The 22881-nt window shown below is 70.4% G+C and carries 24 protein-coding genes; 18 read left to right on the forward strand and 6 right to left on the reverse strand.

Translation table 11 applies throughout. From position 1 onward, the window contains the following. Positions 1-289 precede the first annotated feature (289 nt). The gene (locus RIC11_RS19215; RefSeq protein ID WP_350214003.1) at positions 290-481 is read left to right on the forward strand and encodes a hypothetical protein; all 192 of its coding nucleotides are present in this window, start codon (positions 290-292) and stop codon (positions 479-481) included. A gap of 303 nt (positions 482-784) precedes the next feature. On the opposite strand, the gene RIC11_RS19220 is transcribed toward RIC11_RS19215, so the two are convergent. Beyond that, on the reverse strand, positions 785-1504 hold the full coding sequence (locus RIC11_RS19220; protein WP_350214005.1) for an SP85-like N-terminal domain-containing protein: 720 nt from the start codon (positions 1502-1504) through the stop codon (positions 785-787). 301 nt (positions 1505-1805) lie between these two features. Between RIC11_RS19220 and RIC11_RS19225 the strand changes: the two genes are divergently transcribed. Beyond that, complete coding sequence (locus RIC11_RS19225) at positions 1806-2291, forward strand: DinB family protein (protein ID WP_350214006.1); 486 nt, start codon at positions 1806-1808, stop codon at positions 2289-2291. A gap of 53 nt (positions 2292-2344) precedes the next feature. Here RIC11_RS19225 and RIC11_RS19230 read toward each other — a convergent pair whose 3' ends face one another. Continuing rightward, complete coding sequence (locus tag RIC11_RS19230; protein WP_350214008.1) at positions 2345-2743, reverse strand: hypothetical protein; 399 nt, start codon at positions 2741-2743, stop codon at positions 2345-2347. A 125-nt stretch (positions 2744-2868) separates the two neighbouring features. On the opposite strand from RIC11_RS19230, the gene RIC11_RS19235 reads away from it, so the two are divergent. The 8 genes from RIC11_RS19235 (at position 2869) to accC (ending at position 10948) form a co-directional block, all read left to right on the forward strand. Then, positions 2869-3345 (forward strand): hypothetical protein, encoded by a 477-nt coding sequence (locus tag RIC11_RS19235; RefSeq protein ID WP_350214010.1) that lies wholly within the window; start codon positions 2869-2871, stop codon positions 3343-3345. 408 nt (positions 3346-3753) lie between these two features. Continuing rightward, positions 3754-4692, forward strand: coding sequence for an alpha/beta hydrolase (locus RIC11_RS19240; RefSeq protein ID WP_350214012.1), 939 nt, complete (start codon positions 3754-3756; stop codon positions 4690-4692). A gap of 84 nt (positions 4693-4776) precedes the next feature. Beyond that, positions 4777-5031 carry a hypothetical protein gene (locus RIC11_RS19245; RefSeq protein WP_350214014.1) on the forward strand — a complete coding sequence of 85 codons (255 nt, stop codon included), beginning with the start codon at positions 4777-4779 and terminating at the stop codon, positions 5029-5031. Positions 5032-5248: 217 nt separating this feature from the next. Further along, complete coding sequence (gene hisB / locus RIC11_RS19250; protein ID WP_350214015.1) at positions 5249-5836, forward strand: imidazoleglycerol-phosphate dehydratase HisB; 588 nt, start codon at positions 5249-5251, stop codon at positions 5834-5836. A gap of 34 nt (positions 5837-5870) precedes the next feature. Then, positions 5871-7004 (forward strand): DUF6807 domain-containing protein, encoded by a 1134-nt coding sequence (locus tag RIC11_RS19255; protein WP_350214017.1) that lies wholly within the window; start codon positions 5871-5873, stop codon positions 7002-7004. Between the two features lie 113 nt (positions 7005-7117). Beyond that, complete coding sequence (locus RIC11_RS19260; protein ID WP_350214019.1) at positions 7118-8563, forward strand: Gfo/Idh/MocA family protein; 1446 nt, start codon at positions 7118-7120, stop codon at positions 8561-8563. Between the two features lie 287 nt (positions 8564-8850). Further along, positions 8851-9369, forward strand: coding sequence for an acetyl-CoA carboxylase biotin carboxyl carrier protein (gene accB / locus RIC11_RS19265; protein WP_350214021.1), 519 nt, complete (start codon positions 8851-8853; stop codon positions 9367-9369). Positions 9370-9595: 226 nt separating this feature from the next. Then, positions 9596-10948, forward strand: a complete 1353-nt coding sequence (gene accC / locus RIC11_RS19270; protein ID WP_350214023.1) for an acetyl-CoA carboxylase biotin carboxylase subunit — start codon at positions 9596-9598, stop codon at positions 10946-10948. Between the two features lie 36 nt (positions 10949-10984). Here the strand turns inward: accC and RIC11_RS19275 are convergent, their stop codons facing one another. Next, positions 10985-11284, reverse strand: a complete 300-nt coding sequence (locus tag RIC11_RS19275; protein ID WP_350214024.1) for a Rho termination factor N-terminal domain-containing protein — start codon at positions 11282-11284, stop codon at positions 10985-10987. A gap of 213 nt (positions 11285-11497) precedes the next feature. Here RIC11_RS19275 and RIC11_RS19280 point away from each other — a divergent pair, with 213 nt between their 5' ends. The 5 genes from RIC11_RS19280 to RIC11_RS19300 are packed head-to-tail and all read left to right on the forward strand — an operon-like array spanning position 11498 to position 14702. Then, a complete protein-coding gene (locus tag RIC11_RS19280; RefSeq protein ID WP_350214025.1) occupies positions 11498-12826 on the forward strand; it encodes a 6-phosphofructokinase in 1329 nt (442 codons plus the stop codon). 44 nt (positions 12827-12870) lie between these two features. Then, positions 12871-13176, forward strand: a complete 306-nt coding sequence (locus tag RIC11_RS19285) for a nucleotidyltransferase domain-containing protein (RefSeq protein ID WP_350214027.1) — start codon at positions 12871-12873, stop codon at positions 13174-13176. After that, a complete protein-coding gene (locus tag RIC11_RS19290; RefSeq protein WP_350214028.1) occupies positions 13173-13442 on the forward strand; it encodes a DUF6959 family protein in 270 nt (89 codons plus the stop codon). Before RIC11_RS19285 ends, RIC11_RS19290 begins: the two co-directional genes overlap by 4 nt. Positions 13443-13455: 13 nt before the next feature. Beyond that, on the forward strand, positions 13456-14070 hold the full coding sequence (locus RIC11_RS19295; protein ID WP_350214029.1) for an inorganic pyrophosphatase: 615 nt from the start codon (positions 13456-13458) through the stop codon (positions 14068-14070). Next, positions 14067-14702, forward strand: coding sequence for a MarC family protein (locus RIC11_RS19300; RefSeq protein WP_350214030.1), 636 nt, complete (start codon positions 14067-14069; stop codon positions 14700-14702). Before RIC11_RS19295 ends, RIC11_RS19300 begins: the two co-directional genes overlap by 4 nt. Before the next feature lie 17 nt (positions 14703-14719). On the opposite strand, the gene RIC11_RS19305 is transcribed toward RIC11_RS19300, so the two are convergent. Both RIC11_RS19305 and RIC11_RS19310 read right to left on the reverse strand, forming a co-directional pair. After that, positions 14720-15811 (reverse strand): M24 family metallopeptidase, encoded by a 1092-nt coding sequence (locus RIC11_RS19305; RefSeq protein ID WP_350214031.1) that lies wholly within the window; start codon positions 15809-15811, stop codon positions 14720-14722. Between the two features lie 121 nt (positions 15812-15932). Beyond that, a complete protein-coding gene (locus RIC11_RS19310; RefSeq protein WP_350214032.1) occupies positions 15933-17252 on the reverse strand; it encodes a PEP-CTERM sorting domain-containing protein in 1320 nt (439 codons plus the stop codon). A 341-nt stretch (positions 17253-17593) separates the two neighbouring features. On the opposite strand from RIC11_RS19310, the gene RIC11_RS19315 reads away from it, so the two are divergent. From RIC11_RS19315 to RIC11_RS19325, 3 genes are read left to right on the forward strand one after another with little or no spacing between them, the layout of a single operon-like run. Next, positions 17594-19261 (forward strand): MotA/TolQ/ExbB proton channel family protein, encoded by a 1668-nt coding sequence (locus tag RIC11_RS19315; RefSeq protein ID WP_350214033.1) that lies wholly within the window; start codon positions 17594-17596, stop codon positions 19259-19261. Further along, a complete protein-coding gene (locus tag RIC11_RS19320; protein ID WP_350214034.1) occupies positions 19261-21240 on the forward strand; it encodes a hypothetical protein in 1980 nt (659 codons plus the stop codon). Before RIC11_RS19315 ends, RIC11_RS19320 begins: the two co-directional genes overlap by 1 nt. Further along, positions 21224-22249: a hypothetical protein gene (locus RIC11_RS19325; RefSeq protein WP_350214035.1), complete on the forward strand. Its 1026-nt coding sequence runs from the start codon at positions 21224-21226 to the stop codon at positions 22247-22249. Before RIC11_RS19320 ends, RIC11_RS19325 begins: the two co-directional genes overlap by 17 nt. On the opposite strand, the gene RIC11_RS19330 is transcribed toward RIC11_RS19325, so the two are convergent. Continuing rightward, entirely contained in the window at positions 22239-22868 is a 630-nt protein-coding gene (locus RIC11_RS19330) for a signal peptidase II (RefSeq protein ID WP_350214036.1), read from the reverse strand. The two genes, RIC11_RS19325 and RIC11_RS19330, sit on opposite strands and share 11 nt — an antisense overlap. Between the last annotated feature and the right edge of the window lie 13 nt (positions 22869-22881).

A 22881-nucleotide genomic window follows, 5' to 3' on the forward strand; every position in this document is an offset into this window, starting at 1 on the left:
GCGCCGCCGCCCAGGCGACCCTCGCCACCGTGCTGGTCACCCTCGCCCAACAAGCGATCGACCCGGTCGGCTGGCTCGCCAACGCCCGACGCACCGTCACCCCGCTAACGCTCGTGGGATGACGGGCGGTAAACAAGTACCGAAAGAATAGGCTTATCGCGGAGCTGGCCGACGTCCGACGAATAATCTCGTCAATCAGAGGCGCGTGATTTGAGCAGATTGACCTTTGGCGTAGCCTCGCTTCCCAATCTTTAGGTTATGTAGGTCAGGCCGTGCTTAACGCCCTGCCATGACCCACCTCAAGTTCATCATCGAACAACGCGCCGACGGCTTCGTCGCCTACCCGCTCGGCCTCTGGGGCGTCGTGGTCGGGCAGGGCGACACGAGCGACGCGGCCCTCGCCGACGCGCAGTCGGCCGCCAGGTTCCACTTCGAAACGTTCGGCGCCGACGCCGCTTCTGATTCGCGTCGATTCGCGTAATTCGCGGGCAATCTGAGGGTAGCCCCGACCGTCCTGCACACCCCGTCGCCAGCCGTCGCCGGGCCGTTCGGAGGCCTGTCGGGGTCGCAGCGCGACAGACGGCGATCGCGCAGGGCGACTCGGTGGCCGAGGGTCCAACCGGCCGGCCACTTGCCGCTACGCGGCCGCGACGACCGGTCGGGCGTCGCGATGACGCAATCACAGCCGCTCGCTCGCGGCTGTCGGGGCTACCCGCTTGGCCGGGAGGGTCTTCCCCGAGGTCTTCCGCTCTGCGGAGCGCGGGCGAAGGGACCCGGCCCGCGCCTAGCGCTTCGCCCGCGGGCGAGCGAAAGCGGCGCCCGCGGTGGTCAGCAACGACCACACGAGCAGACCGGCCGGCTCCGGAACCGGCTCGAACGACGAGGGCGGGATCCGCGTGCGTGTTAGCGCCAGGTTCAGGTCCCAGTGGTTGAGTTTCTTGGTGCTGTCGGCGGGGTCCTCGGGGATCACCCAGGTCGACGCGCCGAACTGCAGGTCTTTGTCGTTCGCGCCGGGCCCGAGTTGGAAGTAGGTCGTGCCGGCGACCGAGAGGATGTCGACCGGGCCGAACGGGTTGCCGATCGTGATCGTGCCGGTGACCGTGCTGTAGAAGTCCTGCGTGGCGCCGTCGTAGGGGCCGCCGCCCGCCTTGTAGTCGCTGGGGCTGATCGTGTCGGCGAAACCCGAGAGGACCAGATCGATCGTTGCCGACAGCCCGTCGAGGTTGACCGCGGTGCCGATCAGCGTGGCCGTCCCGGCCGTGAGGTTCTGCACCAACTTCGTGCCCGCCTGGATGTCGAAGTAGTTCTGGTAGCCGCTGCCGTTGATGAAGTTGTTCGTCCACAGGCCGTGCGGGGCCGGCGTGGGCGGGTTGCCCGGCTTCGAGGCGTTGACGACGCTCGTGCTCGACACGTCCCACGAGACCTCGATCGCGGCCGGCGCGCTACTCGCGCCGATCAGCAGACAGGCCGTAACCAACGCCGGAAGAGACTTGTTCGCGTTCATTGCTGTGCTGCTGTTAGGCCGCTAACGTCCATGCGAGCAAGGAGGAGGGGGGGGTCGCCGGCGGGGCCCGGTCCTTGCGGGAAACCACCAGCAGCTCTCCTTATGCGCTGGCTCGGCTGGTAAAGCAAGGAATTTAAGGGTAATTGCGATAGTTGGGTTATATCGGGGGGGCGTGGCGGGCATTGGAGCTTCCGGATCCTCGCCGCACGACGCTGACCACAAGGCCCCGGGACAGACCGAGAGTCGCTCCCCGATCGCCGTAAACCGCGTTGTTTCCCTCCACTTCTGGAGTTTGCCAAGAGTGAACGACCAACTGCTGCGGCTCTACCGCTTCACGCTCTCTGCGTGCGAGAGCCTGATGGCCGACGTCGCCGAGGAAGAGCTCTGGCGGCAGCTCCCCGGCGGCGGGAACCCGCCCGGCTGGCAGCTCGGGCACCTGGCGGTTGTCAACTCGATGGCCCTCCGCATGCTCGGCGGCGAGGCCGCGCTGCCCGGTGGCTGGCTGGAGAGCTTCGGCCCCGGCAGCCAGCCCGTGCCCGACCTCGCGCCGGCGCCGGGCAAGGACGAGCTGCTCGAGCAGCTCCGCACCACGCACGCGGCCGTTTGCGACGCGCTAGGGCGCGTCGACCTGGCCACGCTCACCGAGCCCAACCCAATCGGCTTGCTCGCCGCGGCGCTGCCCACCCAGGGCGACCTGCTCGCCCACATCCTCACGACCCACGCGGGCATGCACCTGGGCCACCTGTCGGAGTGGCGCCGCCAAATGGGCCGGCCGCCGATGTTTTGACAGGCGGGAGCCCGGGGGACGGGAGACCCGACCTGGCCGGGCGGCGCGGAGGCTCACGCCGGGGCGGCGTGCGGCTGATCGACCGCCGCGAGCCGGTGGCGGTAGGTCCATTCGAGCAGGCCCAGGCCGGCGACATACACGGCCTCACCGCCGAGGTGGGCATAAGCGAAGGGAGTCGCTGTCTCGGCGTAGGCCGTCAACAGAGCGACGCACACCGCCGGCCACGCCATGTTGGCGATCGCCAGGCGCTCGACGCCGCGCAGCGGCCGCCGCGTCCGCACGGCGAGCGAGAACGAGTACGACCCGTACAACAAATTCGCCGCGCCGGTCAGCAGCAACACCCGCGGCGGGAGCCCCTCCAAGCGGCCGAGCCATTCGGCTAGCGCGACGACAAGAACGCCGGCCAGCGCCGCCCCCAGGCAGTCTACCCACAGCAACCATCGGATGAGCATGTCGGCCGTCAAAAGGGGGTTCGGTTGAGGGGGTGTCGGCTTGTCGGGGCGCCGCTGCTGCGGCACGAGCGTTGCATTCCACTCCGCCGCGCGACGCCGATCGTCCACCGCCGCGGAGGCCTCCGATGCAGAACCTGCACACCTACCTGAACGACCACAAGGGCGCCTCGGCCGGCGCGTTGGAGCTGATGGAGTCGCTCGTCGAGCAGACCTCCGACGAGGAGGTCCGCGACTGTGTCTGCCGGATACACACGCAGGTCGCCGAAGAAGCATCGATCCTCGAAGGGATCATCGAGTTGCTCGACGCCGGCAAGCCACTGACCAAGCAGGCAGCGGGGTGGGTGTCGGGCGTGGCTAGCCAACTGAAGTTGGGGCCCGGCGTGCGGGGCAAGTTCGGAGAGTTCCAAGCGGTCGAGAGCCTCAGCCTGGCCGTGCTCGGCAAGCGGGCGCTGTGGGTCTTGCGCGACAAGCTGCAGCCCGGCGACCTGACCCCGCCGGTGGCCTACGCCAAATTAGCCGAAGCGTCTGCAGAGCAGCACAGGCAGCTTGAGGCCTTGCGCCAGCGGCTCGGCGAAGAGTCGCTGCGCGGCGACCGGGGCTGAAGCGGCCGGCCGCGGCGCCGGCCCGGATGGTCCCCGCCCGAGGGCTTCCGCTTCGCGGAGCGCGCTCGCCACCCGCCCACCGAAAAGCGCCGCCCGTGGCGACCCCGCGCCAGCGCGCCAACCAACGCCGGCTTGGCCGATTGCCCGATCGGGGGCTCATCGATCGGCGATAATTGACGGGTTCGCCCGCCCCTCGGTCCCGATGCGGCGCGTTCCAGCCCGCGCTGGCGGCGGTCAACGCCGTCGCACTCGACCCGGTGTAATGAAACCGTAAGTCGTTACCGGGAAGGGAATGGGAGGGGGTTTCGTGACAGGTTTCGTTACAATCACGGCCGTTGCGTGTGGGTGTTTGTTTGTTCCAAAAGGAATGCGGGTAGCCGCTAGTCCGGGGCGACTTCGGAGGAGGCGATGGCCCGCGCGGGTTGGAAACGGCGGACCGCTTGGGTCGTCGGCGGCTTAACGGCGGTCGCGGTGGTGTGGGTCGTGGCCGACGGGGTGCACGCGGCCTACATCGCCTGGTCGTACCAAGCTTGGGTGTCGGAGCAGCGGCTGACCGACGACGGGGTGCTCGTCGGTTGCGAGGCCTACACGCTGCCGCCGGCCGACGGCGCCTCGAGCCGCGGCGCGGTGCTGCTGGTGCACGGGTTCAACGCGTCGCCGCGGCACTGGGACCTGATCGCTCCGGAATTGGCCGACGAGGGCTTTCACGTCAGGGTGATGCGGCTGCCGGGGTTCGCCGAGCCGCAATCGCTTTGGCAAGAGCGCGACGCCGACCAGTGGGTAGCGGCGGTCGCCGCGGAGCTGGCCGCTCTGCGGCACGAGCACGAGCGGGTCGGCGTGGTGGGCCACTCGCTCGGCGGAGCGGTCACGATCCGCACGGTGATCGACCACCCGGCGGCGGCCGATTGGGCGGTGCTTGTGGCGCCGGCCATCGCGGTGTCGGGCGCGCGGAGCCCGCTGCTGCCGACCCGCGCGTGGCACGAGATCGCCGAGGGCCTGCTGGTCTTCAGCCGCGTGCTGGTGGCGCCGTTCCCGATGGACTGCCGCGTGCCGGGCCGGACCGACTGGCCGGGCCGCCTGCCGTTCGCGTCGCGCGAGGTGATCGACGCGTTGTTCGAGCTGCTCGACCGCAACCTGGCCGACGCGGAGCAGCTCACCACACCGGTCACGATGCTCGTGGCCGCCGAAGACCGCATCGTCGACACGCCGGCGGCGGCCGCTTACTACCAGCGCCTGGGCGCCGAGCAGAAGCGGCTCGTCGTGCTCGACGCCAGCGGGCACGAGGCGCCGCTCGACCGGCAGTGGCCGCGGATCGTCGAGGCAGTGAAGGCGAGGGATGAGGGATGAGGGGACAGCGAGCCCACGACGTGAGTCGTGCGAGGCCAAGCCGGCCGGGGCGGCTTGGCGGGTGGTCGGGGCCACCGTAGGTTGATGCGCACCACCAACGGAGCCCAGGCGATGGCCTTCATCGAGATGACCGGCAAGACGCTCGACAAACTCCTCGTCGAGGACGAGCTGCACCACGACGACCTCCGCGCCGCGGGGGTCGACGACCGGACGATCGTCCGGGTGAACCGCGAGGGCGACATCGAGGTCCGCCGCCCGGAGGGCTGGGAAGTCATCGGCGGCCTGCTCGGCGAGTTTGAGGAGCGGATCCGCAGGGAGACCGGCCTCGACTGGGCGTGACCCGGTCTGGGGGCGCCGGCGTTGCTTGGATATTTTCGGCCGACCGGCCGGGCAGCCCCCGCGGGCCCTACAAGCGGCACGACGCGACCGCCGCTCCGCGGCATTCGCCCCGGCAGCAGCGGCGAACCGGCCGGCCCGATCGGGTATCGTTGAGCAGGGGATCGCCCGGCCCCGCCCGCCAGGCCCCGCCCGACCAGCCCGCTAGCCCGCGACGCCGATGTCCCGAACGGCCAAGCTGCACCGCCAGACCCGTGAGACCGACGTCCGCGTCGAGCTCGACCTCGACGGCCTCGGCGACGCCGACCTGTCGACGGGCGTGGGGTTCTTCGACCACATGCTCGAGCTGCTGGCGAAGCACGCGTCGATCGACCTGCGGGTGAAAGCCGAGGGCGACCTGCACGTGGACGACCACCACACGGTCGAGGACGTGGGCATCGTGTTCGGCCACGCGCTGGCCAAGGCCCTCGGCGACAAGTCCGGCATCCGCCGCTACGGCGCGATGACCCTCCCCATGGACGAGACGCTCGTCACCGCGGCGGTCGACCTCGGGGGGCGGTACGCGTTCGAGTGGCGGTGCCCGATGCCCAGCGCGAAGGTCGGCCAGTTCGACAGCGAGCTGATCGAGCACTTCTGGCAGTCGGTCGCGGTGAACGCCGCCGCGAACCTGCACGTGGTCCTCCACCACGGACGCAACACGCACCACGTCGCCGAGGGGGCGTTCAAGGCGATCGCTCGGGCGCTGCGGGACGCGGTCGAGCCCGATCCGCGGCTGACCGGCCCGGCCAGCACCAAGGGCGTGCTCTAGCGCCTAATCCCGAGCGGTCGCGTATATTACGGCGATGCGAACCCCAGCCCAAAGCACGCCGGCCGCCGCGCGACTCGCCATTTTCACGGCCTTCGGCACACTCCTGGCCGCCGCGCCAGGGCTCGCGGCGCCGACGGTCGATGTCGAGCGCGGCACGCAAGACAAAGCCGAGGCCCCGGCCTCGTGCTGCACGCTGCCGGGGCGGTTCGCGGCGCTCTCGGCGGAATCCGCCGAGCCCACCAGCCGCGTCGCGCTCGAATCGATTTCAGGCGGCATGCGTGTGACCGTTGGCGACGGGCCGTTTGCTGACTACCGGACCGACATCGCCCGGCAACCGGTGGTGTGGCCGCTGTACAATGCGGCGGGCCTGCCGATGACCCGCAGCTTCCCGCTCGGCCCGGCGGGCCCGAAGGAGCAGAAGGACCACCCGCACCATCAGTCGCTGTGGTTCACGCACGGGGCGGTCAACGGCATCGACTTCTGGAACGTCCGGCCCGACGCCCCGGCCGACGCGCCGCGGATCGACCAGGTGGAAGGGCTCCGCAGCGAAGAGGTCGGCGGCCGTGTGGTGATCGAAACCCGCAACGCCTGGCGCGCCGGGGGGAGGACGCTCCTGCGGGATAGGCGGACGCTCGTCTTCGCGGCCGAGGACGACTCGCCGACGCCGCACCGCTGGATCGACTTCGCTGTCGAACTCGAGCCGGCAGCCGATGCGGTCACGCTGGGCGACACCAAGGAGGGCTCGTTCGCGGTCCGCGTGCCCGGGCCGATGAAGGTCGACGCCCGACTGGGCGGGGCGATCCAGAACAGCGTCGGCCAGACCGACGAGGCGGCCTGGGGCCAGCCGGCCGAGTGGGTCCTCTACCAAGGACCGCTCCGCCCCGGCGCCGACGCCCCGACCGGCGGCCTGGTCATCATGAGCCACCCCGATTCGTTCCGCCCGGTTTGCCGCTGGCACGTTCGGACTTACGGGCTGTTCGCGGCCAACCCGTTCGGGGCGAAGGACTTCCCCGCTGGCGAATCCACGCAAGGGGAGGTTACGCTAGAGCCCGGCGATCGCCTGCGGCTGCGGTACCGCCTGGTGCTGGTGGACGGCGCCGCATCGGCCGCCGACGCGGGCCGTTGGTTCGAGCGGTTCGCCGCATCGACCGACCCCGCGTTGCCGTAGGCCCAGCCCCACGGGACCTCGCGCCGCTGTAGAATGCCGCGGCGTAGCACGCCCGGCGGGCGGGCGAGCGGCTTATCGATCCGTACAACTCATCCCGTTTTGAAGGTCTTGTCATGCCCCTCGATCGTCGCGACTTCTTGGCCGCCTCGGCGGCCGCCGGTTGGGCCGCTATGGGCGCCGCGCCGGTTTGGGCGGCCGCAGAAAAGAACGACTTGCGTATCGCGGTCGTCGGCTTGCGTGGCCGCGGCAAGTCGCACTTAGCGGGGCTCGGCAAGCGGGTCGTCGCGTTGTGCGACGCCGACCGCGACGTGCTCGACGAGCAGCACCAGAAGCACCTGGAAGAACGCGGCGTCGACGCACAGAAGTACGTCGACTTCCGGGAGATGCTCGACAAGGCCGACATCGACGGCGTCGCGATCGCCACTCCCAACCACACGCACTGCTGGATCGGCGTCGAAGCGATGCAGGCGGGCAAGCACGTGTACGTCGAGAAGCCGATCTCGCACAACACGTGGGAGGGCCGCCAGCTGGTGGCCGCCGCGCGGAAGCACGACCGGATCGTGCAGTGCGGCACCCAGTCGCGCTCCAGCCCGAGCCTGCAGCAAGCGGTCAAGTGGCTGCACTCCGGGGAACTGGGGTCGATCCAGTACGCGACCGGCACGTGCTACAAGCCGCGTCCGCCGATCGGCGAGCTCGACAAGCCGCTGTCGATTTCCAAGGCGGTCGACTACGACCTCTGGTGCGGCCCGGCCGCCAAGGAAGACCTGTACCGGCCCCAGCTGCACTACGATTGGCACTGGGACTGGAACACCGGCAACGGCGACATGGGCAACCAGGGCATCCACCAGATGGACATCGCCCGCTGGTTCCTCGGCGAGGACCGCCTGGCGCCGCGGTCGCGGAGCGTGGGAGGCCGCCTCGGTTACGACGACGCCGGCAACACGCCCAACACCCAGGTCGTGTACCACGACTACGAGGCGGCGCCGCTCCTGTTCGAGACGCGCGGCTTGCCCCGCAGCAAGGAAGGCCAGAAGCAGTGGGGTCGCTCGATGGACCGCTACCGCGGGTCGGGCATCGGCGTGATCGTCCAGTGCGAGGGGGGCCACCTGGTGATCCCGAGCTACTCGTCGGTGACGGCGTTCGATCGGTCGGGCAAGGTCGTCAAGGAGTGGAGCGGCGGCGGCGACCACTTCGCCAACTGGGTCGAGGCGATCCAGCAGAACGACCGCTCGATCCTCAACGGCGAGGTCCAAGAGGGCCACCTGTCCAGCTCGCTGTGCCACACGGGCGGCGTCTCGCACCTGGTCGGTGAGAAGGCGACCGCCGAGGTGATCGCCGACGAGCTGGCCGCCGATCCGCTGTTCTCCGACGCGTTCGAACGCATGGCGGGCCACCTGCGGGCCAACCAGGTCGACATCGACTCGTCGGCCCAGTTGACCCTCGGCCCGTGGCTCGAGGTCGATCCCCAGACCGAGCAGTTCGTCGACAACACGGCGGCGCAGGCTCACTTCAAGCGGGACGCCCGCCAAGGGTACGCGGTCGCCGACCTCGGCGCCTGACGGGGCCGGGGCCTGACGGGGCCTGACGGGGCCTGACGGGTCACCTGACGCGGTCGCCGCTTTCTCGGCGCTGCCTGACGAGCCGCCGCGCGCGTCGCGTCGGGTGGAAAGTGCCGCCGAATCGGACGCGCGCTTGCGCGTCGGCCTAGTGAGCCGTTGAGGAGCTGGGTAGACTACGCCGCTCGGAAGAGCCTCCCGCGGGGCGGCTCGTCGACTTCCAGTCGCACGGCGGGCCGCACGAGCCGCGGCCTAGCTCCAACCCCTTTCGCGATCACGAGGCTTCCCCGGTGGAGAACGACGCCACGCAAAGCACAGGCGGGCAGGCGGACAGCGGCGCCCCCACGCCTTCGGAGGTGTTCGACGTCCGCAAGGTGCGGCGGTTGGTCGAACTGATGAACGACCACGACCTGTCGGAGATCGACCTCCGGCAGGGCGAGCAGCGGATCCGGCTGCGGCGGGGCCCGGACGCGCCGCCGATGGCGGCGGCGCCGGCCGCCGCGCCGCCCCAGGCGCCGGCCGCTCCCCCAGCCGCGCCCAGCTCCCCTGCGCCGAGCGCCGCGCCGGCCGCCGCCGCGACGACGATCAACAGCCCGATGGTCGGCACGTTCTACACGTCGAGCAGCCCCGACACGGCGCCGTTCGTGAAGGTCGGCGACCAGGTCGGCCCCGACACGCCGGTCTGCATCATCGAAGCGATGAAGGTGTTCAACGAGATCCCCGCGGAGAAGAGCGGCAAGGTCGCGGCGGTGCTGGTCGAGAACGGCGCGGCGGTCGAGTTCGGCCAGCCGCTGTTCCGGCTCGAGTGAGCGGCGACGGCGCCTCGGAGAGGCCTGTCGTCGCCGGCGCGACTCTCTTTGGAAGGCCGCGAGGCTCCACTCGGTGTTCAGCAAGTCAGCGTAGGTTGAGCCGGTTGTCGCCAAACGCCCGAGCGGGCATCCCCCCAACTCCACGGCACGAAGCCCCGTAGCCATCGGCGGCTCGATCGCTCCCTCCGGCTCCGCCCGACGCCGCCAGCCCTCCCCCCCACCCCCCATGTACCGACGCATCCTGATCGCGAACCGCGGTGAAATAGCGCTGCGGGTGATCCGCGCCTGCCGCGAACTGGGCGTCGAGACGGTCGCCGTGTTCAGCGAGGGGGACCGCGGGGCGAACTACCTGACACTGGCCGACGAGGCCTACTGCATCGGCCCTGCGCGGGCGAGTGACAGCTACCTGAAGATCGCCAACGTGATCGCCGCCGCCGAGGTCGGCGACGTCGAGGCGATCCACCCCGGGTACGGCTTCCTCAGCGAGAACGCCCACTTCAACGAGATCTGCCGCAACTGCCAGATCGATTTCATCGGCCCCTCGCCCGAGGCGATGGCCAAGCTGGGCGACAAGAACACGGCCCGCGCGATCGCCCGCGAGGCGGGCGTGCCGGTCGTGCCCGGCAGCGAGGGGGTGATCACCGACGAGTCCGAGGCCCTCCGCTTCGCCCACGAGGTCGGCTACCCGGTGCTGATCAAGGCCACCGCCGGCGGCGGCGGCCGCGGCATGCGGGTCGCGTCGAACGACCTGTCGCTGAAGTCGGCGCTGCAGCAGGCGCAGGTCGAGGCCGAGGCGGCCTTCGGCAACGGGGCGGTCTACCTCGAGAAGTACGTCGAGCACCCGCGGCACGTGGAGGTGCAGGTCCTCGCCGACAAGCACGGCAACGCGGTGCACCTGTGGGAACGCGACTGCTCGACGCAGCGGCGGCACCAGAAGCTGATCGAGGAGTCGCCCAGCCCGAACGTGTCGGAAGCGACCCGCCTGGCGATGTGCCAGTCGGCCGTGAAGATGATCCTCGCGTCGGACTACCACAACGCGGCCACCGTCGAGTTCATCGTCGACGGCGAGGGCAACTACTACTTCATCGAGGTCAACGCGCGGATCCAGGTCGAGCACCCGGTCAGCGAGTTGATCTCGGGCGTCGACCTCATCAAGGCGCAGCTGCGCGTCGCTTCGGGCGAGGAGCTGTGGCTCACGCAGGACGACATCCCGCGCCGCGGCCACGCGATCGAGTGCCGCATCAACGCCGAGGACCCGGCGCGGAACTTCCAGCCCTCGCCGGGGCGGATCGAGCGGCTGATCGTGCCGGGGGGCTTCGGCGTGCGCTTCGAGTCGCACGCGCACTCGGGCTACGTGGTGCCGCCGTACTACGACTCGATGATCGGCAAGCTGCTCGTGCACCAGCCGACCCGCGCCGAAGCGATCGCTTGCATGCTCCGCGCGCTGCGGGAGCTGAAGGTCGACGGGATCAAGACCACGATCCCACTGCACCAAGAGATCCTCAGCCACACCGCGTTCAGCGAGGCCCGGATCGACACCACGTTCGTCGAGCGGACCTTCACCGGCGAGAAGGCGTAGGCGCCGCTGCGGCGCCTCGGGGGCGGGGCGACGCGTTCACTCCCGCTTGCGGATCGCCTGGACGAGCTCGTCCTTGCTCATCTTGCTGCGGCCCTCGACGCCCAGCTCTTTGGCTCGGTTGTACAGCTCGTCTTTGGACCGCTCGCCGAGCGGCTTGTTCGGGTTGCCGGTCCCTTGGGTCGTCTTGTTAGGCGTGTCGCCGCGCTCGCGGCGGTGCTTGTTGACCGTGCGGGCGGCGACCTCCTCGGCCTCTTCGCGGCTCGAGCCGCGGTCGAGCTGGCTGTCGCGGATGTGCTCGTACTGGCGTTCGTCTTTGTCGCTCCAAGCGTCGGGCATGGGAGGGTCCCTCGGTGGGCTGGCCTTGAGAAGAGGCAAGAACTGCTACGGGCTACGCTTGCAAACGCTGGGCCAAGGCCGCTGTTCGCTGGCCGCGCGGCTACTTAACGCCGCTCGGCGGCGAGGTTAGACTCTGCGGCGCCGGCGGTCCGTCGAACCGATCGCCGAGCCCCGCCCGCTGTCCCGCCTCCGGTTCCCCTCCCAAAGCGTGTCATGAGCAAGAGCAGCCTCGCCCGCCCGACCAAGCACGAGTCGCCCCTGAAGCGGGTGGCGATCCTGTTCGCCGGCGGCCCCGCGCCGGCGGCCAACGCGGTGATCTCGGCGGCGGCCGTGTCGTTCCTGCGGAACGACATCGAGGTGGTCGGCGTGAAGCACGGCTACTCGAGCCTGATCGACTACCAAGAGGGCACGCCGCTGGTCGAGGGGGCGGACTACGTGATGATCGACCACCAGATGCTCAGCCGCACCCGCAACCGGCAAGGCATCATGATCGGCACCGCGCGGGCCAACCCGGGGAAGCTGGTCTCGCACCCGTCGCACCTGGAAGACCCCGAGCGCTCGCGGCCGCTGAAGAACGTGTACGAGGGGCTGCGTTCGATCGGCGTCGACGCGTTGATCTCGATCGGCGGCGACGACACGCTCAAGACGGCCAACAAGTTCAAGATGTACCAGGACCGCTTGCCGGAGGGTTCGAAGAAGATCCCGGTGGTCCACCTGCCCAAGACGATCGACAACGACTACCGGGGCATCGACTTCACGTTCGGTTACTTCACCGCGGTCGACTTCCTCGCCAAGGAGGTCCGCAACCTGCTGGCCGACGCCGAGGCGAACAACAACTACTTCCTGGTCGAGTCGATGGGCCGCTCGGCCGGCTGGCTCGCGTACGGCGTGGCGATCGCCGGCGAGGCGAGCCTCGTCATCAGCGTCGAGGACATCGCCGGCAAGTACCGCACAACCGAGGAGTTCACCGACCCCAGCACCGGCGAGACCCACACCCGCGAGGTGATGAACCTCGAGGAGGTGATCCGCCGCATCGTGCTCACGATGACCACCCGCGAGCGCGAGGGCAAAGGCTACGGCATCGTGGTGATCGCCGAGGGCCTCGCCGAGCTGCTGCCCTACGCGCACCTGGAGGGTGTGCCGCGCGACGACCACGGCCACATCAAGATCAGCGACATCAGCCTGTACACGCTGTTCGCCAAGCTGATCGAGAAGGCCTACGAGAAGCAGACCGGCAAGAAACGGCAGGTGAAGCCGGTGCAGCTCGGCTACGAGGCCCGCTGCACGCAGCCGCACGCGTTCGACGTGATGCTCGGCAGCCAGCTCGGCGTGGGCGCGTACCGGGCCCTGGTTGAGAACAAGCTCAACGGCGTGATGGTCTCGGTCGAGGGTCAGCTGCAGCTGCTCTACGTGCCGTTCGAAGACCTCGTCGACCCGGAAACCCTGGTCACCGTGGTGCGCTACATCGACCAAGAGAGCGACTTCCACAAGCTGACCCGGTTCCTCGAGACCTACGTGAACGAGGAAGACCTCGTGGGTTGAGCGGTGGATCTGCCATGGACTCCGGGGATTCCGGGCGGCTAGGCTTGACGCCCGCCGACGCGGCGCCAATCCACGAGTTCGCGGACGCCAACCAAGTCGTCGTGCACGTGGTCGGAAGCCGAGCCGCCGGCACGGCGCGGGCCGAATCGGACTACGACTACCTGTTGGGCGAGACCGGATCGGCGAGCCGCTTGCGTCAGAAGGCCCGGCGGGAGTTGCCCCGGGGCGTGGCCGGCGGAGAGCTCCACCCCACGCGCGGCGAGACCGGCATCGACGTTTTCCGGGACTCCCTTGACCGGTCGCTCCCCCACGTCACGTTCACCCCCAAAGGGAGGAGGCCGCCGCGATGATCGAAGAGCCGCAGATCAAGCGACTGTCTGCCGCGACCAACGCCCCCGTGGTCCAGCTCCCGGAGCGTAAACTTCCCGGGGTGGTGGTGCAGGGAGACTCGCTCCGCAATTTGGCGTCGCTCGCGGGTGAGATCGTCAAGCAAATCGAGGCGGGCCGCTACGCCGAGGCGGGCGACCTCGCCAATGAAGTCGACGAGTTACTCGGCGGCTATCTCGACAGCTACGAGGCCGCAGTCGGGGCTTCGCCCAAGGCCAGATCGGATTGAGGAAACCGCCCCAATGAGCTTCCCGCAGCCCTTCTACCGCTGGCGCCCGCACCCGTGGCACGGGCTGGACCTCGGTCCCAGCCCGCCCACGGTGGTGCACGCGTACATCGAGCTGACGCCGTTCGACCGGGTCAAGTACGAGCTGGACAAAAAGACCGGCTACCTGCGTGTCGACCGCCCGAACCGCACGTCGGCCTTCGCGCCGACGCTGTACGGCTTTATCCCCCGCACGTTCTGCGGCAAGCGGGTGAAGGCCCTGATGCCCGAGGCCAACGAGGGCGACGGCGACCCGCTGGACATCTGCGTGATCAGCGAGCGGCCGATCACCAACCCGGAGACGATCGTCAACGCGCGGGTCGTGGGCGGCCTGCCGATGCTCGACCGCGGCGAGGCCGACGACAAGATCATCGCCGTGCTAGAGAACGACGCGATGTGGTCCGGCGTGACCGACATCGAGGAGCTCCCCAAGGTGCTCGTCGACCGCTTGCGCCACTACTTCAGCATCTACAAAGCGCTCACGCCCGAGGAGGCCGTGCCGGTGAAGATCGCCGATGCCTACCACCGGGACCACGCGCTGCAAGTCGTCGAGGCGGCGATGGCGGACTACATCGAGGAGTTCGGCGAGTGAGCCCCGCGCCGCTCGCCATCGCCGCTGTCAGCGACAACGGCCCGAGCGGCGTGCTGTCGATCGCGTTGCTGCTCGTGCTGATCATGGACCCGTTCGGGAACATGGTCGTTGTGAACAACCTGTTGTCGCGCCTTCCCCCGCCGGCCCGCGTCGGCGTGATCGTGCGCGAGGGGGCGATCGCGGGCGTGCTGCTGGCGGTCTTTGCGCTGGTGGGTCGGACGCTGCTCGACCAGCTCGGTCTGACCGAGCCCGCGCTGAGCCTGGCCGGCGGGATCGTGCTGTTCCTGATCGCCGTCGGGATGGTCTTCCCGGCGAAGCGGATCACCGACGAGGACCCGAACCCGTCGCCGCTGATCGTGCCGATCGCGATGCCCTTCATCGCCGGCCCCAGCGCGATCTCGATGGTGATCCTCTTCGCAGAGAGGCAACCGCCCGGCGTGGTGGCCGCCGCCATCGCGCTGTCGGTCGGCGCGACGACGCTGATCCTGGCGCTGGCGCCGTTTCTGATGAGCCTCCTCCGGCGCCGCGGCGCGGTGGCCCTGGAGCGCCTGATGGGGATCTTCCTGATCGTGATCTCCGTGCAGATGATCCTCGACGGCGTCGACGCGTTCCTAGACTCCCGCGCCGCGTGACGGCTGCCGCGGGCACGCTAGATCCGGCAGTCCTCGAGCCGCTTCGGAACGTCGCTCAGCAGCTCGTGGCCCGACTTCGTGACGAGCACGTCGTCCTCGATCCGCACGCCGCCCCAGCCGGGCAGGTAGACGCCCGGCTCGACGGTCACCACCATCCCCGGCCGCAGCTCGGTCTCTTGGTTGCGGCCCAGCCGCGGGCCCTCGTGGACCTCCAGGCCCAAGCCGTGCCCGAGGCCGTGGCCGAACTTTTTGCCGTAGCCGGCCTTCTCGATCACGTCGCGTGCCGCCCGGTCGACGTCCTGGCAAACGGCGCCGGGGCGGATCGCTTCGATGCCGGCCAGCTGGGCTTCGAGGACCGTGTTGTAGACCCTCTCGAACTTCTTCGACGGAGCGCCGTGCAGCACCATCCGCGTCAGGTCGCTCGCGTACAGCGGCGCGAACACGCCCCAGTCGATCAGCGTGAAGTCGTGGTCGCCGACCTTGGCGCTGGTCGGGGTGGCGTGGGGCAGGGCGGACCTCGGCCCCGCGGCGACGATCGCCGCGAAGCTCAGCCTCGCGCCGCCAAAACGACGCGCCTGATACTCCAGCTCCCGCGCGAGGTCGCGCTCGGCGGCCCCCGGGGTCCACGCGGCGCGGACCACGTCGAAGGCCCGCCGGGCCAGCTCCGCCGCGTGGCGGATGGCGGCGATCTCGGAGCGGTCCTTAACGAGCCGCAGCGACTCGACGGCCGACGACACCCCGACGAGGTCGACGCCCTTCAGCTCTTCGGTCAGCCGGTTGAGCGAGCCGACCGTGAGCGAGTCTTCCTCGAAGCCGACGCGCTCGGCGCCCACGCCGCGGAGCGCCTCGGCGGTGGCCGGCGTCATCTTCACGCCGGGGTCGCGCACGTGCAGCGCTAGGTCGGGGCACTCCCCCTCGAGCTGCTCGGTGTACCGCGGGTCGGTGACCAGCACGGCGTCGTCGGGCGTGACGATGAGGTAGCTGTCGTCGCCGGTGAAGCCGGTCAGGTAGGTGACGTTCGTGAAGCTCGTGACCAGCAGCGCGTCGAGCTTCTCGCGCGACAGCAGCTTCTGCAGCTTCTGGCGCCGTTTCGCGTGGTCCGAGGGCATCGCAGGCTCGCGGGGGGCGGGACTCGCCCTGGGGGCGAAAAGCGTGGGAGTATCCCCGCTGCCGAGTCTCCGCCGCAAGTGCCCCGCCGCAAGTGCCCCGCCCGGGCGCCAACCCGGCCGTTCAGCGGCGCCGGCGTGCGGCGGCCGCCGCGGCGGCGGTCAGCAAGAGCGCCGCCGCCGAGGGTTCTGGCGTCGCGGCGGAATAGGCCGAAACCACGGCCGCGAAATCAGCCGTTTCGATCGCGCCGCCGAGCGCGTCGCGTAGCAGCACGAAGTCGTCCAGGTCGGTGATGCCGTCTTGATTGATGTCGCCGCGGACCCAGGTCTTGAGGTCCCCCTCGGGCGCGGAGTGCATCCAGTTGGCGGCCATCGCGGCGAGGTCGCCCGTGGCCACGCCGCCGACGATCTCGCCGGTCACGGCGCCGTCGAGGTCGATGTCACCGAGCAGCGAGTACTCGGTCTGGTCGCGCAGCCCTTGGATCTGGCTGCGGTAGAACGAGTTCGAGAGGTCCGAAATGCCCGTCTGGGCGTTGAACGCGGTTTGCAGGTTGACGCTGCTCGACGTGCTGCTCGCCGAGAACACCACGTGGTGCAGCCCCGCGAGCACCCACTGGCCGCCGTCCTGCCAGAAGACCGGTCCGCCCGAATCGCCGCTGGCCGCCTGGGCCTCGTGCTCCAGGCCGAACTCATCAAAGCGGACGACGAAGCCGCGGGTGTCGTTCACCAGCGGGCCTGCGCTGAAGGTGCGCGTTCCGCCGTAGCGGCGGTTCTCGCCCCACTGCCAGACGTTGCCGGAGGAGCTGGTGAGGAAGCCCTCGTAGGCGCCCGTGCCGCTCTCCAGGATCGCGCCGCTCGAGCTGAACTGGTACGTGCCGGTCTGGGTGTTGTCTTCGTTCTGTCGCCGGGCGGCGCCGCGGCCGAACATCGTGAGCGTCGTGCCGGTGGACGCTAGCTGATCGGCGATGACGATCGACTGGATGCCCGAGTCGAGGTCCTCGGGCGAGTTGCCCGCCGCATCGAGACCGATCCGGTACATCAGCAGGTCGGACGACGCGTCGAGCCCGCCGCCGCTGTTGGCGATCCGGACCGCGCTCTGGGCGATCACCGGGAAGCTGCTGCCGGCGAGTTGCACATTGCCGGTCGGCGTGCTCCCACCGGGCTGCGCGTGCCAAGCGGTGAGGAACCAATGGTCGCCGAGGTAGATCCCCGACCGGTTCGTCGCCAGGTTCGCGAAGTCGAGCCCGTTGCCCGGCGGGTCGGTGTTGATGAGGTCCGGGTTCGGGTTGACCTGGCCCGGCTCGTAGGGATCGAAGCTCTTGATCACCAGCGCGTCGGCCGCACCGGGAGCGAGCAGCATCGCTAGCCCAGCGACGCAAACCAGTCCGCCGAGTCGGGCCAGTCCGCCGTAGGGCGCCAGTGCGCCGTGGAATGAAAGTGCCACCTAGTGTCCTCTGTTCGCCTGTTCCGGTTGCGGGGGCCCGCCTGGGGGGCGGGACCGCCCCACCTATCGTAGGCCCGAACGCGTAAGTTGGGCAACTAGATGGCCGTCACGCCGGGGCGGTCGTCACGCCAGCAGGCAGTTCCGGCGCCGCCCGGCCGAGCCCCCGATCCGGGGCATCCGGCGCCCCCCGCAACCGGCTGGAATAAGCGGGCTTGGCCGGATTGATTAAGCCGGTTGCGCCGGTGGCGCCGACAAAGCCGATAGAGCGGGCTCCACAGCCCGGCGGGCAAGAGCTATACACGCGCCCCAACGTCTGCTGAGCCCAACCGGAAAGGAATCCGATGGCGCCGATCAACGTGCTAGCAAATTGGCTGCTCCGGCTGCCCTTGTTGTGGGGCGGGCTCGCGACGCTCGCGTTCTACGCGTCGTTGCAGACCGGCTTGCTGCCGGGCAAAACGATGCAGGAGTACTTCGCGTCGCACCCGATCGAGTACGTGGCGACGCTGCTGTTCTTCGTCGGCTCGGCGTCGCTCGTGATGCGCCTGGTGGGCCTGGCGGGGCAGTTCGGCGCGACCCGCCTAGAGCCGCTCGGCCCGGCGCCCGCCGCGCCGGTCCCGGCTACCGACGCGGCGGCCCTGCTGTCGCGCCTGGACGCGCTGCGCGCGCCGGTGCGGCGGTCGCGGCTCGTGGCCCGGCTCCGCGAGGCGCTGGAGTACATCCGCGACTCCGGATCGGCCGACACGCTCGACGAGCAGCTCGCGCGGCTGGCCGAGGCCGACCGCGACCGCGCGGCGACCGCCTACGCGTTGCCGCGGCTGGTGCGGGCGGTGCTGCCGATCGTGGGCATGCTGGGCACGGTGGTTGGCATCACGATGGCCCTCGGCACGCTCTCGCTAGCGGCCGACCAGCTCGAAGACTCGCTCAACAAGATGATCCCCGCGCTGGCCGTGGCGTTCATCACCACGACCCAAGCCATGGGGCTGATGCTGGTGCTGTGGTTCGCGATGTTCGGTGTCGAGCAGGTCGAGGAGCGTCTGCTCAACGAGATCGATCGCGCCGCCGCGCGGCAGCTGATCGGGCGGTTCCAGCAGTACGGTTCTCAACACGACCCGAACGTGGCCGCGGTGCGCCGGATGTGCGAGCAGGTGGTCGGCGCGATCGACCGCCTCACGGCGACCCAGGTCGACTCCTGGCGCGACGCGATCGACGAGACCAACGCGAAGTGGCGCGAGGCCACGGCCGGCGTGGGCGAGCTGCTGACGACCACGCTGTCCAACGGCCTCCGCGACGGCCTCCGCGACCACGCGACCGGACTGACCAACGGCGTCGAGAAGCAGCTCGCGCAATTGGCCGAGGGCCTGCGCGGCCAGCAGAGCCAGGTGGGCGCCGCGATCCGCGATCAGTTCGCGATGCTCTCCAAGCTGCACGCGGAGCACGCCGACGCGATCCGCACCACCACCCAGCGCGAGACCGAGCGGATCGTGACCGGCGCGGACGGGCTGCTCGGCAACCTGCGCGACGGCCTCGAGCGGATGGCGGAGCTGCTCGTCGAAGCCCTCGAGAAACACGGCGAGACCCTCACCGCCGCCGAGCACGAACTGGCCAGCGAGAACCGCCGCCACCTGGGCGAGGTCGAGGCCGCGCTCGGCGAGGCGATGGTCGTGGCCGCCGACCGGCAAGAGAAGCTCATCCGCCGCAGCGAAGAGGTCGTGCGCGAGATGCAGCAAGCCCTCGTGGCCGGCGCCACCGCGACGCTCGACCAACAGAAGGAGCTGGTCCGCCAAGGCGAGGTGCTCACGCGCGTCGTCGAGTCGACCGGCCAAGTCGCCCGCCTGGAAGAGGCCCTGAACCGGAACCTGTCGACGCTCGGCCGCACGCACAACTTCGAGGAGACGCTCATGAGCCTCTCCGCCGCGATCCAGTTGCTCAGCGCCCGCGTCGGCCGCGAGCCCGCCGCCGGCGCCCCGGCGACCGCCCCGAGCAAGGCCGCACCCAAGAAGGCCGCCTGATGCGCCCGAAGCGCGGCGAGCAATCGGCGTTCTCGCTCTTCCCGTTCCTCGCCGTGCTGCTGTGCGCGATGGGAGCGTTGGTGGTGCTGCTGGTGGCGATCGCCGAGGTCACGCGCAAGCAAGCTACCGCCGAGGCCGACGAGGCCCGCGTCGCCGCGCAGGCGGAGGCCGACGGTCAGTCCGAGTCGGCAGAGTCTCTCGGTGCGGCCCAAGAGCGGCTGGAGCGCCTCCGCCAGATCGAGCGGCGGCTGGCCGATCTCAAGGCCGAAGGGGAGCGGCGCCTGAAGGAGGAGCAAGAGAAGCTGTCCGGCGTGGAAGACCACGTCCGCCGCTTGCGCGAGGAAGCCGAGGCCTTGCAAGCCGAGGCCCAAGAGCTCTTCAAGGTCGAGCAGCAAGCCGGCGCGGACCTGAAGGCCGCGCGCGAGGAGCTGGAGCGGCTCAACCGCCTGATCAACGAGTCGGTCGACGAGCTCGATCAGTACAAGCACGCGGCCGCCGGTCGCGAGCGGCGATTCGCCGTGGTCCCGCTCCGCGACAAGACGTCCGGCACGGTCCGCCCGCCGGTCTACTTCGAGTGCACCGCCGAGGGCGTGGTGCTGCAGCCGGAGGGGGTGCGGCTGGTGTGGGAGGACCTGATCGCCCCGCAGTTCAGCAACCCGGTCGGCGCCGCGGAGCGGGCGGTCGCGCGCTATTACAGCGAGAACCCCGACGCCCGCGCCGCGAACGAAGCGGGCCGGCCCTACCCGCTGCTGATCGTCCGGCCCGACGGGATCAACGCCTACTACATGACGCGGGCCGCGCTGGAAGAGGCGGGCGTCGACTACGGCTACCAGCCGGTCGGCGCCGACTGGCCGATGGAGTACGGGGACCCCAACCCGGTGCTCTACCGCTGGGTCACCGACGCGGTCGCGACCGCCCAGTCGGAACGAACCGCGTTGAGCCGGATCACGCCGCAGCTCGCAACGGCGATGCGGGCAGCGGACCAGCTCGGCCGCGGCGATTCGAGAGAGATCGGCGGCTACGGCGGCAGCGGCGACTCCGCCGGTGGCGGCGCGCCAGGCCTGCGGGTCAGCCGGGCCGACCCGAACGCCAGCAACCCGTTCAGCGGCCTCCGCGTGAGCGGGGCGCAGACGGTCGGCGCCGTGTTGGGTGGCGGCGATCCGGCGGGCGGCTTGCCCCCCGACGCGGCCGTCGGCCCCGGCGGCCCGGACCCCGAGGGCGGGCCCCTGCCAGGCGGTGTGGCGACCTACGCAGCCGCGGAGGGCGCCGCCGGTCCCGCGCCGACCGGCGAAGAGACCGGCGCGGCCGAAGGCTCTGACAACGCCCTCGGCGGCGGAGCGAACGATTCCCCCGATCCGGGCCAGGTGGTTGCGGCCGGCTCGCCAAGCTTGGCGGCGCCGTCGGACGCCACGGCGGTCGGTTCGGCCGCGCCGTCGGACGCCGCGACCGCGGGGCCCGCCGGCGGCGGCGACAACCAGAGCCCCGGCGGCTCGGGCGGTTCGGCGATGAGCGCCAGCGCCGCGCAGCAGAGCGAGGGCTCGGCGCCGGCGTCGGTGTCGGCCGTAATGGGTTCTGGCCCGGCGGCCCAGGAGGGGGGCGGCGGCGGCGGCGCGAGCACGCGGCGGGCGGGCCGCAGCGGCGTGCCGGTGGTCCGGCCGATTCAGCTGCTGGTCGAGAGCGAGCGCGTGGTCTTGCTGTCGGACGAAACCAACCGGCCGGTGAAGGTGGTCGCGATGCCCGGGCCCACCCCCGCGCACTTGAACGACCTGCTCGAGTCGCTCGAGCAGCACGCGGAGTCCTGGGGCATAGCCGGCCCGGGCATGTACTGGGACCCGAGGCTCTCGATCCGCTCCGGCCGCGACGGCGCGGCCCGCGCGGCGGAGCTGGTTGAGCTGCTGCAAGCCGCCGGGCTCAACGCTCGGAACGCCAACGCCCGCGCGGCGGTCAACCTAGGAGGCCCCGATGCGACGCGGCGTTGACGACGGCGAAGAGATCCCCGGCGGCGACTCGTTCTTGGACGTCGTCGCGAACATCGTCGGCATCTTGGTGTTGCTGGTGGTCGTGGTCGGCGTGCGCGCGGGCCGCGAAGCGTTCACCCCGAGGGTCGAGATCCCGGCGTCGCCCAACGAGCGCCTGGCCGAGACCGAGTCGGAGATCGAGCGGCTGGCGAGGCGGATCGGCGAGCACGAGCGCGACGTGAGCGACCTGCGGAGCCAGGTCCGCTCGGTCGCTACCGACGCGCAGAACCGGGAGCACGTGCGCGAGGCCGGCGCGTTGTACGTGACCAAGCTCCGCGCCGAACTGGACGACGCCCGCGCCGCCCTGAGCGAAGGCGACCGCGAAAAGCTCGACGTGCACACCGCCCTCGCGCAAGCGGGGCGCCGGCTGGACGAGCTCGAAGCGCAGCGGATCGCCCTGGCGACGGTCGAGCCCGAACCGGAGGTCGAGACCGTCGAGATCTCGCCGACGCCGATCGTCGACGGCCGCGCGACCGACACGGTGTCGTTCCGGCTCAAGGGGAAGCGGCTCGTTTACGTGCCGCTCGACGAGATCACCAACGAGCTGAAGAGCAAGCTGCAGCCGCCGACGATCACCAACCCGTCGCGGCCCGTGACCACGCGGCACAAGGTCGGGCCGCTGGAGGGCTTCGGCGGCGAGGCCGAGATCGCCTGGAGCGTGCAGGCGGTCGGGCCCCGGGTCGGCATCCAGGTGACCCTGTCGCAGATGGTGCTGCGCGAGGTCGTGCCGCTGCGGGGCGAGTCGCTCGAGGAGGCGTTCTCGCCGACCGGCCAAACGAGATCGCGGCTGGAACTGCTCGACCCGAAAGAGCACGTGGTGCGGCTGATCGTGTACGCGGACAGTTTCGAATCCGCTCCGGAAGTCAGCCAACGATTCCGCGACGAGGGGTTCCGGGTGGCCCAATCGCTGAAGTCCGATGGGTCGCCGATCGGCTTCAGCTCCAACGGCCACGACGCCGTCACGCAGTAGCCGACTCGGCCGGTTCGCTTGCGGGCCGCTGGGCTGGCGCACGCTCGGCTTCCGGGTGCGGCTCGAGCCACGCGCGGACCAGCAGCGTGCCGGCGCCGACCACGAGGAACGCGTCGGCCAGGTTGAAGTTGGGCCACCGCCACTGGTCGTTCAGTTGCCAGAGGATCCAGTCGCGGACCGCGTAGACCTGCCGCCCGGCGAGCGGGTGCCCGTCCGGCCAGACCTCGCCGTGCAGGCCGAGCCGGTCGTACAGGTTGCCCAGCACGCCGGCCATCACCAGAGCGAGCGTGACCGTGAGCCACCAGTCGTGCGCCGCGCGGCCGTAGAAGAGCCAAACGGGGATCGCGATCGCCGCCACCACGCTCACCGCGGCGAACACGCCCACCGCGCCGTGGCCGATCCCGAAGAGGGCCCCCTGGTTGAGGCTCGTCTGGATGCCGGCATAGCCGGGCCACCACCAGTAGACGACCTCGCCGGTCAGCTTGGCCGGCCAGTCGAACACGATGGCCTTCGACACGAGGTCCGCCGCGAGCCCGGCCGCCGCTACGGCGGCGAACGCCACCCCGCGGCTCGCGGGGACGCGTCGGGCGGGGGGGCGGGGGTCCAATCCCTTGGACACGGGCGGCTCCGTG

Origin of the sequence: Botrimarina sp., from assembly GCF_040219535.1 — a bacterium.
Taxonomy (GTDB): domain Bacteria; phylum Planctomycetota; class Planctomycetia; order Pirellulales; family Lacipirellulaceae; genus Botrimarina.

Bases quoted from the DNA above. Each gene is read 5' to 3' on its own strand.
- hisB (WP_350214015.1), top strand. From the start codon at position 5,249: ATGTCCCGAACGGCCAAGCTGCACCGCCAGACCCGTGAGACCGACGTC.
- accC (WP_350214023.1), top strand. From the start codon at position 9,596: ATGTACCGACGCATCCTGATCGCGAACCGCGGTGAAATAGCGCTGCGG.
- RIC11_RS19220 (WP_350214005.1), bottom strand. From the start codon at position 1,504: ATGAACGCGAACAAGTCTCTTCCGGCGTTGGTTACGGCCTGTCTGCTG.
- RIC11_RS19215 (WP_350214003.1), top strand. From the start codon at position 290: ATGACCCACCTCAAGTTCATCATCGAACAACGCGCCGACGGCTTCGTC.
- RIC11_RS19275 (WP_350214024.1), bottom strand. From the start codon at position 11,284: ATGCCCGACGCTTGGAGCGACAAAGACGAACGCCAGTACGAGCACATC.
- RIC11_RS19245 (WP_350214014.1), top strand. From the start codon at position 4,777: ATGCGCACCACCAACGGAGCCCAGGCGATGGCCTTCATCGAGATGACC.
- RIC11_RS19240 (WP_350214012.1), top strand. From the start codon at position 3,754: ATGGCCCGCGCGGGTTGGAAACGGCGGACCGCTTGGGTCGTCGGCGGC.
- RIC11_RS19305 (WP_350214031.1), bottom strand. From the start codon at position 15,811: ATGCCCTCGGACCACGCGAAACGGCGCCAGAAGCTGCAGAAGCTGCTG.
- RIC11_RS19280 (WP_350214025.1), top strand. From the start codon at position 11,498: ATGAGCAAGAGCAGCCTCGCCCGCCCGACCAAGCACGAGTCGCCCCTG.
- RIC11_RS19320 (WP_350214034.1), top strand. From the start codon at position 19,261: ATGCGCCCGAAGCGCGGCGAGCAATCGGCGTTCTCGCTCTTCCCGTTC.
- RIC11_RS19295 (WP_350214029.1), top strand. From the start codon at position 13,456: ATGAGCTTCCCGCAGCCCTTCTACCGCTGGCGCCCGCACCCGTGGCAC.
- RIC11_RS19235 (WP_350214010.1), top strand. From the start codon at position 2,869: ATGCAGAACCTGCACACCTACCTGAACGACCACAAGGGCGCCTCGGCC.
- RIC11_RS19290 (WP_350214028.1), top strand. From the start codon at position 13,173: ATGATCGAAGAGCCGCAGATCAAGCGACTGTCTGCCGCGACCAACGCC.
- RIC11_RS19255 (WP_350214017.1), top strand. From the start codon at position 5,871: ATGCGAACCCCAGCCCAAAGCACGCCGGCCGCCGCGCGACTCGCCATT.
- RIC11_RS19315 (WP_350214033.1), top strand. From the start codon at position 17,594: ATGGCGCCGATCAACGTGCTAGCAAATTGGCTGCTCCGGCTGCCCTTG.
- RIC11_RS19260 (WP_350214019.1), top strand. From the start codon at position 7,118: ATGCCCCTCGATCGTCGCGACTTCTTGGCCGCCTCGGCGGCCGCCGGT.
- RIC11_RS19325 (WP_350214035.1), top strand. From the start codon at position 21,224: ATGCGACGCGGCGTTGACGACGGCGAAGAGATCCCCGGCGGCGACTCG.
- RIC11_RS19230 (WP_350214008.1), bottom strand. From the start codon at position 2,743: ATGCTCATCCGATGGTTGCTGTGGGTAGACTGCCTGGGGGCGGCGCTG.